This is a genomic window from Streptomyces sp. NPDC059009, assembly GCF_042740175.1.
Classification (GTDB): Bacteria; Actinomycetota; Actinomycetes; order Streptomycetales; family Streptomycetaceae; genus Streptomyces.
Window position 1 is genome coordinate 20018 of the sequence record NZ_JBHYJB010000012.1, and the last position, 13136, is coordinate 33153.

Genomic DNA, 13136 nt, shown 5'->3' on the forward strand with positions numbered 1-13136 from the left:
GGGAGACCGGCATGAAGAGGCAGACGCAAGCCGGACGGATCAGCCCGGCCGGCGACGGGAGCGGACGCTCCCGGCTGTGGGGCCCGTACCTGAGCGAGCGCCAGTGGGGCACGGTCCGCGAGGACTACAGCCCCGGCGGCGACGCCTGGTCCTACTTCCCGCACGACCACGCGCGTTCGCGCGCCTACCGGTGGGGCGAGGACGGCCTGGGCGGCATCTGCGACGACAAGCAGCGGCTGTGTCTGGCGCTGACCCTGTGGAACGGCCGCGACGCGATCCTCAAGGAGCGCGCCTTCGGTCTCACCAACGGGGAGGGCAACCACGGCGAGGACGTCAAGGAGTACTACTTCTACCTCGACAGCACGCCCAGCCACTCCTACCTGCGCTACCTGTACAAGTACCCGCAGGCCGCGTTCCCGTACGGCGACCTCACGGCGGTCAACGGGGCGCGCACCCGGCAGGAGTTCGAGTACGAGCTGCTCGACACCGGGGTGTTCGCCGAGCACCGGTACTTCGACGTCACCGTGGAGTACGCCAAGGCGGACCACGACGACGTCCTCATGCGGATCACCGTCGACAACCGGGGGCCTGAGGAGGCCACCCTGCACGTGCTGCCGACGCTGTGGTTCCGCAACACGTGGTCGTGGGGCGAGCACCCCGACCGGGAGACGCGGCCCCGGCTGCGCGCGGTGGAGGGGCCCCGCGCAGCCGTGACCGTCCGGGCCGACCACCCCCGGCTCGGCAGCTACGACCTGCGCTGCGGCGGCTCGCCGGAGCTGCTGTTCACCGAGAACGAGACGAACCAGGAGCGGCTGTTCAACGCGCCCAACGCCTCCCCGTACGTGAAGGACGGCATCAGCCGGTACGTGGTCGACGGCGAGAGCGGCGCCGTCAACCCGGAGCGGGAGGGCACCAAGGCGGCCGTCCACCACACGCTCACCGTGCCCGCCGGCGGGTCCGAGACGTTGCGGCTGCGTCTCGGGCCCGCCGGTGCCCAGCTGTCCGTGGCCCGGGGCTTCGACGGGGTGTTCAAGGAGCGCATCGCCGAAGCGGACGCGTTCTACCGGGAGCTGACCCCGGACCGGGCGAGCGAGGACGAGGCGCGCGTCATGCGCCAGGCGCTCGCCGGGATGCTCTGGTCCAAGCAGTACTACGCCTTCGACCTGGAGACATGGCTCGCCGAGCACGACCTGACCCCGTGGAGCCTGCCGCGCCCGGGGGTACGCAACCGCGAGTGGTTCCACATGGTCAGCGACGACATCATCTCGATGCCGGACAAGTGGGAGTACCCCTGGTTCGCCGCCTGGGACCTGGCGTTCCACACGGTGGCCCTCTCGGTCGTCGACGTCGGCTTCGCCAAGGACCAGCTCGAACTGCTGCTGCGGGACAGCTACTTGCACCCCAACGGCCAGATCCCCGCGTACGAGTGGAACTTCGGCGACGTCAATCCGCCGGTGCACGCGTGGGCCGCGTACTTCGTCTACATGCTGGAGAAGGGCACGACGGGCCACGCCGACCACGCCTTCCTGGAGCGCACCTTCCAGAAGCTCCTGACGAACTTCACGTGGTGGGTCAACCGCAAGGACCCCAGCGGCCGCAACGTCTTCCAGGGCGGCTTCCTCGGCCTCGACAACATCGGCGTCTTCGACCGCAGCGCCCCCCTGCCCACCGGCGGCAGCCTCGAACAGGCCGACGGCACCGCGTGGATGGCGCTGTACTGCCAGTCGATGCTGCAGATCGCGGTGGAGCTCGTCGAGCACAACCCGGCGTACGAGGAGCTGGTCCTGAAGTTCGTCGAGCACTATCTGTGGATCGCCGCGTCGATGGACCGGCTCGGCGACCTCGGGGACGAACTGTGGGACGAGGAGGACGGGTTCTACTACGACGTGCTGCGGCTGCCCGGCGGGCAGGCGGTGCGGCTGAAGGTCCGCTCCATGGTGGGTCTCCTGCCGCTGTGCGCCTCGACCGTCTTCCACCCCCAGCAGCTGTCCCGGCTCTCCGGCCTCACGGAGCGGCTGCAGCGCTTCGCCACCCGCCACCCCTCGCTGTCCGTGACGCTGGCCTCGGCGCAGGCCGGGTCGGCGGGCGGGCCGCGGCTGCTGTCCGTCGTGGACGAGAAGAAGCTGGTGCGGGTGCTCGGCCACCTCCTGTCGGAGGACGAGTTCCTCAGCCCGTACGGGATCCGGGCGCTCTCCCGCTTCCACGCCGAGCACCCGTACACGTTCTGGGTGCACGGCGAGGAGTTCCGGGTCGGCTATCTGCCCGCCGAGTCGGACACCGGCATGTTCGGCGGCAACTCCAACTGGCGCGGGCCCGTCTGGCTGCCCATGAACGCCCTCATCGTGCGCGGCCTGCTCAACCTGTACGGCTTCTACGGCGACGACCTCACCGTCGAGTGCCCCACCAGCTCGGGCGTGCACAAGAACCTGTACGAGGTGGCCGAGGACATCGCCGCCCGGCTCACCCGGATCTTCCTGCGCGACGAGGAGGGGCACCGGCCCGTGTACGGCGGCCAGCCGCTGTTCCGCGACGATCCGCACTGGCGCGACCTGATCTCGTTCTACGAGTACTTCCACGGCGACAACGGTGCCGGCATCGGCGCCTCCCACCAGACCGGCTGGACCGGACTGATCGCTCCCCTGATGAAGCTCTTCGGCACACTCGGCCCCGACGACTTCCGGTCCGGGACCGCGAGGACCACGGGGACCACGGGGACCACGAGGAAGCAGAGCCCATGACCACATTGCCGGCACAGCCCGTCATCCATGAGGTCAACACCCGTGTGTGGCTGCGCGAGACAGCTCAGGGAACCGGGCGGCCGACCGGCCTCGCCGACGTGCCCAAGGACGCCTGGGACGAGATCACGCCCTCCGGGGTCGACGCCGTCTGGCTGATGGGCGTGTGGGAGCGCAGCCCGCGCGGGCGCGCCATCGCCCTGGACGACCCGTCGCTGCGCAGCGCCTTCACGGCGGCCGTCCACGACATCGGCGAGGCGGACATCGCCGGATCCCCGTACTGCATCCGCAGCTACACGGTCGACGAGGCGCTCGGCGGCCCCGCCGGGCTCGCCGCCGCGCGGGCCGAACTCGACCGCAGGGGCGTGGCGTTGCTGCTCGACTACGTGCCCAACCACGTGGCTCCGGACAGCCCCTGGGTGACGGACCACCCCGAGTACTTCGTGCGCGGCGTCCCCGAGGACGCCCTGCGCGACCCGGCCGCGTTCCTCGACACCGGCCGGGCCGTGCTCGCCCGGGGCCGGGACCCGTTCTTCCCGCCCTGGCCGGACGTGGTGCAGCTGAACGCCTTCGCCCCGGCCCTGCGGCAGGCGACCGCCGAGGTGCTCGGCGCCATCGGCCAGGTCTGCGACGGCGTCCGCTGCGACATGGCGATGCTGCTGATGAACGACGTCTTCGCGCGCACCTGGGGCGAGCGGCCGGGGCCGGTGCCGCAGGAGGAGTTCTGGCCCGAGGTGCTGACCGCCGTGCGCGGCCGCCACCCGGACATGGTCTTCGTCGCGGAGGCGTACTGGGATCTCGAATGGGCCCTGCAGCGCCAGGGGTTCGACTTCTGCTACGACAAGCGCCTCTACGACCGGCTGCTGCACGAGAGCGCCGAGTCGGTGCGGGCGCATCTGCGGGCCGACGAGGCGTATCAGCGGGGGCTCGTACGGTTCCTGGAGAACCACGACGAGCCGCGGGCCGCGCGCACCCTGCACTCCGCGAAGGAGCGGGCGGCGGCCGTGCTGATCGCCACCCTGCCGGGCGCGACGCTGTGGCACGAGGGCCAGTTCACCGGGCGCCGCGTGCAGCTGCCGGTCTTCCTCGACCGGCGCCCCGACGAGCCGTCGGACCCCGCGCTGCGCTCGTTCTACGGGCAGTTGCTGGCGACCGTGCACCGCAGCGGCATGCGGTCGGGCCAGTGGCGGCTGCTCGACTGTGTGGGCTGGCCCGACAACGGCTCCGCGCGCGAGCTGATCGCCTCCTGCTGGACGGGGCCCGCAGGCCGGTTCCTCACCGTGGTGAACCTCTCCGGGCACCCGGCGCAGGCCCGCGTCCCGCTGCCGTGGGGCGAACTCGGCCCGGACACCTGGGAGTTGACGGATCTGGTGGACGCCCACCGGTACGGCCGCTCGGGTGTGGAGCTGAGGGGCAGCGGGCTCTATGTGGATCTGCCGCCGTGGGGCACGCACCTCTTCTCGGTCTCCGGAAACGATCCGCACACGTGATCCGCGACACGCCCAGGGCGTACGGAATCCGCGGCACGCCTAGGACGTGACCTCGGGAACCTGCAGAGCGGCCCACTCGGCGCCGCTCTGCTCGCGGTACGCCGCCACGCCCGCCTCCACCGTGGGGAAGAAGCGGCCCGCGTCGAAGGCGCGGGACATCCCGTAGCGCTCGATCTTGGCCCGCACCGGGTCCTTCAACTCGGCGACGGACAGGAGGACTCCGCGCTCGCGGAGGGTCGCGTCCAGGGCCTCGAGGACGTCGGCGGCCGTGGTGTCGACGTCGGTCACCGGCTCGGCCGCGAGCAGCACCCACCGCGTCCCCGGCATGCCGCGCACGGCGCGCAGGACCTCGTCGCGGAACGACTTGGCGTTGGCGAAGAACAGCGGGGCGTCGAAGCGGAGGATCACCAGGCCCGGCAGGTGCTGGGCGGACGGGTGCGAGCGCACGTCGTGGTAGCCCTCCAGGCCGGGGACCCGGCCGAGCACGGTGCTGTAGGGCCACCACGCACGCCGGAAGACGTTCAGGATGGACAGGCCCACCGCGACGGCGACCCCCGGCAGCACCCCGAGCAGGGCCACGCCGAGCAGCGCCGCGATGGACAGCCAGAACTCCGTGGCGCGCTGGCGCCACAGCCGCACCGTGCCCGCCAGGTCGGTCAGCGACAGGGACGCGGTGATGACCACGGCGGCGAGGGCGGGCTGCGGCAGGTCGCGGAAGAGGCCGGGCAGCAGGACGAGCATGAGGACGATCAGGACGGCGCCCACGACGCCGGTGAGCTGGGTGCGGGCGCCCGCCCGCTCGGCCACCGCCGTGCGCGAGCCGCTGGTGCTCACGGGGAATCCCTGGAACAGCCCCGCGGCCACGTTGGCCGTGCCGATCGCGATCATCTCGTCGTTGCCGCGCACCTCTTGGCCGGTGCGGGCCGCGAACGCGGAGGCGTTGGAGATGGTGTCGGCGAGCGACACGAGCGCGATGCCGAGCGCGCCCGCGACCAGCGGTCCCAGGTCGTGCCAGCCGATGTCGGGGACCGTGAAGGGCGGCAGTCCCTCGGGCAGTCGGCCGACGGTCTTCACGCCGTGCTCGCCGAGGTCGAGGGCGACGGTCGCGGAGATGGCGAGCACCACCATGACGAGGACGGCCGGGACCTTCGGCAGCCACCGCTGCAGGACCAGGATCAGGGCGATGCAGCCGCAGCCGACGGCGAGGGCGGCCGGGACCGTCTGCCCGTCTCCCAACGCCCGTACGAAGGCGTCGAGTTCGTCGATCAGGCCGTCGGCGTCGGTGGAGAAGCCGAACAGCTTCGGCAGCTGGCCGACGAGGATGACCAGGGCCAGGCCGTTCATGTAGCCGATCATGGTGGGCTTGGAGATCAGGTCGGCGACGAAGCCGAGCCGGGCCACCCCCGCCAGGATGGTGATCAGGCCGACCATCAGGGCCAGGGCGGAGGCGAGCGCGACCGCCCGGGCGCTGTCGCCGCCGGAGGCGAGCAGGGGCAGCACCGTCGCGGCGATCATCGGGCCGAGCGAGGAGTCGGGGCCGAGCACCAGGATGCGGGACGGTCCGGCCACGGCGTACGCGAGCAGGCACAGCACCGACGTATAGAGGCCGGTGATGGCGGGGAGCCCGGCCAGCTCCGCGTACGCCATGCCCTGCGGGACCAGGAGCGTCGTCAGGACGACGCCCGCGACAAGGTCCTTGACCAGCCACTGTCTGCGGTAGGACCGCAGCGTCCGCACCCCCGGCGGCGTGCCGCGCACGGGCGGCTCACCTCTGCCCGGCGCCGGAGTGGCGGTGCCGCCTGCGGGCGGCGAGCTTGCCCAGCTCCCACAGCGCGAGGAGCGCGAGGGCCGGCAGCAGGGCCCAGCCGAACTGGCCGATGGTGAGCGGTGTGGTGTCGAGCAGCCGGTTGAAGACGTCCATCTGGGTCACCAGGACGGCGAGGAAGAACTCGCCCAGGATCGTCCAGTTGAGCTGCTTGCTGTCGAAGGTGCCGGCGGTCAGCACCGTGCCGGTCTGGCTGCGGCATTCGAGGGCGGCCACGATCAGGCACAGCGAAAAGGCCGTGAACGCGATGGAGTTGCCGATGTGGGCGCTGTCGAAGCGCGCGGTGCCCAGCTTGATCATCGAGAGCAGGCCGATGGCGATCACGGTCCCGGCGAGCCCGACCGTGAGCATGACGCCGCCGGTCATGAGGGGCTGGCCGCGGGGCCGCGGACGGCGGGCCATGAGGTCGGGGCTGACCCGGTCGAAGCCGAGCGAGAAGCCGAAGGCGGCATTGACGAAGAAGTGGATCCACAGCACCTGGGCGGGCGTGAACGGCTCCCCCTCGGCGATGTTGAACAGCGTCGCGCCGAGGAACGTCAGGACGAACACGATGAGCAGCACCAGCACGAAGCGGATGTACTTGGTGAGGTTGTCGTAGATCTTGCGGCCCTGCTCGACGGCGTGGACGATCGTCGCGAAGTTGTCGTCGGACAGGATCATCCGGCCCGCGTTCTTGGCCACTTCGGTGCCGGAGCCCATGGCGATGCCGATGTCGGCGGCCTTGATGGCGGGGGCGTCGTTGACGCCGTCGCCCGTCATCGCGACGACGTCGCCCTTCTTCTTCAACGTCTCGGCGAGGAGCACCTTGTGCTCCGGGGCCACCCGGCCGACCACGCCGATGGTCCCGATGCGGGCCAGGCGCTGGTCCTCCGAGAGCGCCGCGAACTCGGCGCCGAGGATCGCCTCGCCCTCGATGCCGACCTGGCGGGCGATGGCGGCACCGGTGACGACGTCGTCGCCCGTCACCATCCGCACCCGGATGTGCGCGGCGCGGGCGGCGGCCACCGCCTCCCTGGACTCGTCGCGCGGCGGGTCGGCCATGCCGACGAGGCTGGTCACCCGCAACTGCGTGACCTGGGCGAGGAGATCGCCGTCCGGCGCGAACGACGCGGGGTCCAGGTCCCGGGTGGCGGCGGCCATCACGCGCCGCCCCGCCCGCTCCATCCGCTCCAGCTCGTCCTGGGACCGGGCGCGCAGGCCCGCGTCGAAGGGGATGCTCGCGCCCTCCGACAGGGCCGTGCTGGTCCGGGCGAGCACGGCGGGCGCCGCGCCCTTGACGAAGCAGCGCACGACGGGCCGGCCCTGCCCGTCCCGTGTGGCATGGAACGTGGCCATCAGCTTGTACGCGGGGTCGAACGGCAGGGTGGCGAGCCGGGGCAGCCGCTCACGGGTGGCGTCGATGTCGAGGCCCGCCTTGTGGCCGAGCACGAGCAGGGCACCCTCGGTGGGGTCGCCCACGACGTGGCCGTCCACGAGGGTGGCGTCGCTGGCCACGAGGTACGGCAGGATCGCGTCCTCTATGCCCGGGGTGCTGCCCGCGGCGTGGTGGATCCGGCCTTCCAGGCCGTAGCCGGACCCGGAGACCGTGTACCGGTCGTAGGGGTCCACCACCTCGACCACGGTCATCTGATTCATCGTCAGCGTGCCGGTCTTGTCGGAGTTGATCGCCGAGGTGAACCCCAGGGTCTCCACCGAGGGCAGGTCCTTGACGATCGCGTTGCGCCGGGCCAGGTCGAGCCCGCCGAGCGAGAGGATCGTCTGGGTCACGGTGGGCAGCGCCTCGGGGACGGCGGCGATCGCCAGGGACACGGCGGCGACGAAGAGCGCGTCCCACGACTCGTCCCGCCCGCGCCCGAGGACGAACATCACGGCCATGGTGAGCCCGGCGGCGCCCACGATCCACAGGGTGAGCCGGTTCAACTCCCGGGTGAGCGGCGACTCCTCGCGCTTGGTGGTGCCCAACATCCCGGAGATCTTGCCGAGTTCGGTGGCCGCGCCGGTGGCCGTGACCATCATGACGGCGCTGCCGTGCGTGACCGGGGTGTTCATGAACACCATGTCGGTCTGCTCGGCGGGTCCGGCCGCGCCGTTGTGCACCAGGGCGGTGTCCTTGGCGACGGGGACGCTCTCGCCGGTCAGCGCGGACTCGTCGATCTGCAGGGCGCTGGCCGCCACGAGCCGCCCGTCGGCGGGCACTTGGTCGCCCGCGGTGAGCAGCACCACGTCGCCGACGACGACGCCCTCCGCGGGAATCTCCGCCTCCCGCCCGCCGCGGCGCACGCGCGCGGTGGCCTTGGTCATCGCCTTGAGGGCGTTCATGGCGCTCTCGGCCTTGCCCTCCTGCCGGAGCCCGATGACCGCGTTCAGGACGGTCAGGCACAGCAGGACCACCGCGGTGCCCCACTCCTGGATGGCGAACGAGACGGCGGCGGAGGCGACGAGGATCAGCTGCATGTACGAGGTGTACTGGGCGAGGAAGCGCCGCAGCGCGGGCTGCGGACGCTCCTCCGCAAGGGCGTTGGGCCCGTCCTCGGCGAGCCGCGCGGCCGCCTGGGCGGCGCTGAGGCCCACCGCCGGATCGACGCCGAGCTCCCCGGCCACCGCCTCGGCCGAGCGGGCGTACCAGGCGGGGGCGGAGGCGAGGCGGCCGCCGCCCCGTGGTGCCGACGCGGTCATGGTGCCCGCCTCCGATCCGCCGAGTTCTTCTTGCCGTTCCTGTGCTTGCCGTTCCAGTGCTTGTTGCTGCTCTTGTTCTTCTTGCTGCTGCGCTCGTACGGGTCCCGGGCCGCGCCCGCCGGGGCCTCGTCCTCCAGCTTCCGCTTCTCCTGCTGCAGCGCGTGCCGGCTCTTGTCGTCGACGTCGGGATAGCGCGGGTCGATGTCGATCAGGGTGTGCGCGAGCACGGCGGCCGAGCAGATGCGGGCGAACCACTTGCGGTCCGCGGGCACCACGTACCAGGGCGCCCAGGGGGTGCTGGTGGCGGACAGCATCTGTGAGAACGCCGTCTGATAGGAGTCCCACCAGGTGCGTTCACGGGCGTCCGCCGCCGAGAACTTCCAGTTCCGCTCGGGCACGTCGATCCGGCGCAGGAAGCGGACGCGCTGTTCCTCCTTGGACAGGTTCAGGAACAGCTTCACGACCCGGAAGCCGTTCTCGGTCAGATACCGCTCCCAGTCGTTGATCTCCCGGTAGCGCCGGCGCCACAGCGACTTGCCCCGGTCCGGGTCGGGCAGCCGCTGCCGGGCGAGGTGTTCGGGGTGCACCCGGACCACCAGGACCTCCTCGTAGTGGGAGCGGTTGAAGATGCCGATCTCGCCGCGGCGCGGCAACCGGCAGGCGTAGCGCCAGAGATAGTCGTGGCCGAGCTCCTCGGCCGAGGGCACCCGGAAGTTGGCGACGTGCACGCCCTGCGGGTTCACCCCGCTCATCACGTGCCGGATCGTGCCGTCCTTGCCCCCGGCGTCCAGCGCCTGAAGGCAGAGCAGGACCCCCGTCGTGCCCTCGGCGGCGAGCCGTCGCTGGTAGTCGGCGAGCAGTGCGACGCCCCGGCCGAGCAGCTCCTGCGCGTCCTTCTTCTTGACGCCCGCCCGGTAGGCCGGGTCGAAGGCGGCGGCCAGGTCGACCTTCGAGTCAGGCTCGACGCGGAGCGGCGCGATGAACTCGGCGAGCCACTCGGCCCTTTCGTCCTGCGTACGGGTCCGTGGGTCGCTCATGGGCCGTCTCGGTCACCCGAGGGTGTCCTGCCGGACCACGCACAGCGCCCAGATGATGAAGCCGTCCAGGGCGATGAGCGTGAGGGACCACAGGGGGTAGTACGGGATGGACAGGAAGTTCACGATGACCAGCAGCCCGGCGAGGACGATGCCGAGGACGCGGGCCCACGTCTGGGTCATGAACAGCCCGACGCTGACGATGACCGCGACGACGCCGATGATCAGGTGGATCCAGCCCCAGCTCGTCAGGTCGAACTCGAAGACGTACTGCGGTGTGGTGAAGAAGACCTTGTCCTCGAGGACGGCCATGAGCCCACGGCAGAAGTCCATGGTCCCGGAGATGAACAGCATCACCGCGGCGAAGAGGGTCAGCCCGCCCGCCGCCGCCTGCTTCGTGCCCGGACGGTAGTGCGAGGTAGTGGGAGTGCTCGAGGTGGTCATGCCGACCTCCGCGCTTGAGGACGGTGCCGATTGCACCGCTGTGCTCCGAGTGTCGCGCCCGGCCCCCGCCCCCGGTCGTCACCCTCCGAGGGTGACGCTCGCGGTCCCGGGGCCCTGGACCCTGGCGGTCGTCCGGCCCGCGCTCCGATGCGGGGGCCGGCCCTGGATCGGAGGCGAGACGATGACCGTGCCCTCCACGCCCGACGGCTCCGGCGACGGCGTCGGCGTCGGCGCTCGGAGCGAGCGCCGCCCCTGGCCGCGCCGGATCCTCGCGCCGCTCGCCCTGGCCCAGTTCATCTGCAGCTTCGCCGGGTCGAACATGAACGTGATGATCAAGGACATCAGCAAGGACCTGGACACCTCGGTGCAGGGCGTGCAGACCGCGATCACGCTCTTCCTGCTGGTGATGGCGGCGCTGATGATCCCGGGCGGCATCCTGACCGAGCGCTACGGCCGCAAGCGGTGCCTGGTGATCGGCCTGTCCGTGTACGGGGTCGGCGCACTGCTCAGCGCGTTCGCCCCTGGCCTGGGTGTGCTGATCCTCGGCAACTCGATCCTGGAGGGCATCGGCACGGCCCTGCTCATTCCGCCCGTGTACATCCTCACCACGCTCCTGTTCACCGAAGTGACCGACCGCGCGCGGGCGTTCGGGGCCATCATGGGGATGGGCGGCATCGGCGCGGCCGCCGGTCCGCTGATCGGCGGGCTCATCACGTCGGCGATCAGCTGGCGGGCGGCGTTCGTCTTCCAGGCCCTCGTGGTGGCGCTGATCATCTTCCTCGCCCGGCACATCAGGGATCCGCTCCCCGCCGACCCCGACTGCGTCTTCGACACGGGCGGCGCCGTGCTGTCCGCCACCGGCCTGGTGGTCCTGGTGACGGGCATCCTCGCGACCGACGATAACGGCTGGCTCGCGCTGGGCCTGATCCTGGCGGGTGCGGCGTTCCTGGCGGCCTTCTTCCGCTGGGTACGGGCGAAGGAGCGCACCGGAGCCCAACCCCTCCTCCCCACCGGTCTGTTCCGCAACCGCACGTCCAACCTCGGGCTTGTCACCCAGCACATCCAGTGGCTGATGCTGATGGGGGTGTCGTTCGTCGTCGCCACGTACCTCCAGGTGGTCCGCGGGTACGAGGCGCTCGGCACCGGCGTGATCTTCTCGGCGTCCACGCTGGGTCTGCTGGTGTCCTCGCTGGGCGCGGAGCGCTTCGCACGCCGCCGGGAGCAGCGCTCGCTCATCATGGCCGGGTTCGCCGTGACGGTCGTCGGCATCGGCCTGCTGATCGCCATGGCCCACGGCTCCCCCAGCGCCTGGACCTTCGTCCCGGGGCTGCTCCTGATCGGCCTCGGACTCGGCCTGATGCTGACGCCGTCCGTCAACGTCGTCCAGTCGAGCTTCGACGACGACCTCCAGGGCGAGATCTCCGGGCTGTCCCGCTCCGTCTCGAACCTGGGCTCCTCCGTGGGCACGGCGCTGGCGGGCACGATCCTCGTCGCAGATCCGGCGGTGGGGCCGTACGCCGTGGCGCTGGTGGTCCTGGCCGTGATCGGCCTCGGCGGATTCGCGGCGGCGACGCGGCTCCCGAAGACCCCCGCCCCGGCCCACGCCTCCGGCGACGCCCGCCCCCAGAAGCCTCCTCAACCCCCCTCGTAGTGCACCGCGCTCCCGACGACGAGGTCCTGCAGCGACGCCCGCCGCCGGCTGAACGGCACCCACAGCAGCCCGACCGGACAGCTCACCCCCAGCACGGCCCGCACGAGGGCCCGCACCACACCAAGAGCCCGCCCCCGCCGGTCACCGACCCGCACCCCCATCAACAGCCCCCCGACGGTACGCCCGACGAGCACCCACGCCCCCGCGAGATACAGCACGGCGAGGCTCCACCCGAGCACCCCGGACAGCCAGGCGGACACTTCGGGAAACCTGAACGGGGGCCCGGCAACGATCAACCGCACCCACCCGAACCCGACTTCGAGCACGAAGCCGACGGCGATGAGGACGAGAGCGTCGAGGAGCGCGGCGGCGCCGCGGGTGACGAGTCCGGCGGGGATGGGGGTGGGCGAAGGTCCGGGGGCGGACGCGGGCCCGGGGGCGGACGCGGGCCCGAGGGCGGACGCAGGCCCTCCGGCGAACTCAGCCCCGGAGGCGGGCGCAGACCCCGAGGCGGACGCGGGCCCGAGGGCGGGCGCAGGCCCTCCGGCGGACGCAGACCCGGAGGCAGGCGAAGGCCCAGGACCAGGACCAGGGCCAGAACCAGGGCCAGCCCCCGACCCCGCTCTCGCGTCCGGCGACCGCGGCCTCATGGCGTCCGCCCGGACTGCGTGTCGGCCGTGGCCTGTTCGGCTGCCGCCGCCTGCTCGGCCGCCGCCTGCTGGGTCGCCGCCGCCTGCCCGGCCGCCGCCTGCTGGGCCGCCGCCTTCCCGCCCCCCGTGCCCCGTTCCCCGCCCGCCCGGGCATCCCGCACCGCCCGCCCCAGCAACCGGTCGGCGAGCTGGTTCACGGTCCGGTCGCCGCGCCGGCCCAGCAGGCGGATCGCCTCGCCCGTCTCCGCCGCCATCCCGCCGCCCGTGTCCCGGACGATCCGGCCGATGTCGATCTCGTTGAGCACGTCACGGGTGAGCCCCACCAGGTCGATCCGGGCGATCACCGCGTCGATGTCGACCCGGTCGGCGACCTGGTCGACGTCGAGGCGCTCCGCGACCTGGTTCACGTCCACCCGTTCCACGATCAGGTTCACGTCGACGCGGGAGACGAGGGCGTCCAGGTCGACGCGGTCGAGCACCGCCTCGATCAGGGTGCGGACGACCGCGTCCGCCGCCCCCGCCACACCGCCCAGGGCGCGGCGAGCCCGCCGAGCCGTACCAGCCGCCACCTCGCCGACGCATCCCAGAGCCATCCGCAGATCGCAGCAGCACTACGGCGACCGGGCATCCT

The 13136-nt window shown here is 71.9% G+C and carries 9 protein-coding genes; 3 read left to right on the forward strand and 6 right to left on the reverse strand.

Annotated elements, in window-relative coordinates:
- The first annotated feature begins 11 nt into the window (after positions 1-11).
- Complete coding sequence (locus ACFWYM_RS14375; protein WP_384835296.1) at positions 12-2738, forward strand: glucosidase; 2727 nt, start codon at positions 12-14, stop codon at positions 2736-2738.
- Positions 2735-4225: an alpha-amylase gene (locus ACFWYM_RS14380; protein ID WP_384835299.1), complete on the forward strand. Its 1491-nt coding sequence runs from the start codon at positions 2735-2737 to the stop codon at positions 4223-4225. Before ACFWYM_RS14375 ends, ACFWYM_RS14380 begins: the two co-directional genes overlap by 4 nt.
- A 39-nt stretch (positions 4226-4264) precedes the next feature.
- Here the strand turns inward: ACFWYM_RS14380 and ACFWYM_RS14385 are convergent, their stop codons facing one another.
- The 4 genes from ACFWYM_RS14385 to ACFWYM_RS14400 are packed head-to-tail and all read right to left on the reverse strand — an operon-like array spanning position 4265 to position 10204.
- Complete coding sequence (locus ACFWYM_RS14385) at positions 4265-5983, reverse strand: SulP family inorganic anion transporter (RefSeq protein ID WP_384835301.1); 1719 nt, start codon at positions 5981-5983, stop codon at positions 4265-4267.
- A gap of 7 nt (positions 5984-5990) precedes the next feature.
- Positions 5991-8726: a cation-translocating P-type ATPase gene (locus ACFWYM_RS14390; RefSeq protein ID WP_384835304.1), complete on the reverse strand. Its 2736-nt coding sequence runs from the start codon at positions 8724-8726 to the stop codon at positions 5991-5993.
- On the reverse strand, positions 8723-9763 hold the full coding sequence (locus tag ACFWYM_RS14395) for a PPK2 family polyphosphate kinase (protein ID WP_384835307.1): 1041 nt from the start codon (positions 9761-9763) through the stop codon (positions 8723-8725). Before ACFWYM_RS14395 ends, ACFWYM_RS14390 begins: the two co-directional genes overlap by 4 nt.
- A 12-nt stretch (positions 9764-9775) precedes the next feature.
- Positions 9776-10204: a hypothetical protein gene (locus tag ACFWYM_RS14400; RefSeq protein WP_384835310.1), complete on the reverse strand. Its 429-nt coding sequence runs from the start codon at positions 10202-10204 to the stop codon at positions 9776-9778.
- A gap of 181 nt (positions 10205-10385) precedes the next feature.
- On the opposite strand from ACFWYM_RS14400, the gene ACFWYM_RS14405 reads away from it, so the two are divergent.
- Complete coding sequence (locus tag ACFWYM_RS14405) at positions 10386-11855, forward strand: MFS transporter (RefSeq protein WP_384835313.1); 1470 nt, start codon at positions 10386-10388, stop codon at positions 11853-11855.
- On the opposite strand, the gene ACFWYM_RS14410 is transcribed toward ACFWYM_RS14405, so the two are convergent.
- Both ACFWYM_RS14410 and ACFWYM_RS14415 read right to left on the reverse strand, forming a co-directional pair.
- The gene (locus ACFWYM_RS14410) at positions 11840-12505 is read right to left on the reverse strand and encodes an RDD family protein (RefSeq protein ID WP_384835316.1); all 666 of its coding nucleotides are present in this window, start codon (positions 12503-12505) and stop codon (positions 11840-11842) included. The genes ACFWYM_RS14405 and ACFWYM_RS14410 overlap by 16 nt on opposite strands.
- Positions 12502-13098 (reverse strand): hypothetical protein, encoded by a 597-nt coding sequence (locus ACFWYM_RS14415; protein ID WP_384835319.1) that lies wholly within the window; start codon positions 13096-13098, stop codon positions 12502-12504. Before ACFWYM_RS14415 ends, ACFWYM_RS14410 begins: the two co-directional genes overlap by 4 nt.
- Between the last annotated feature and the right edge of the window lie 38 nt (positions 13099-13136).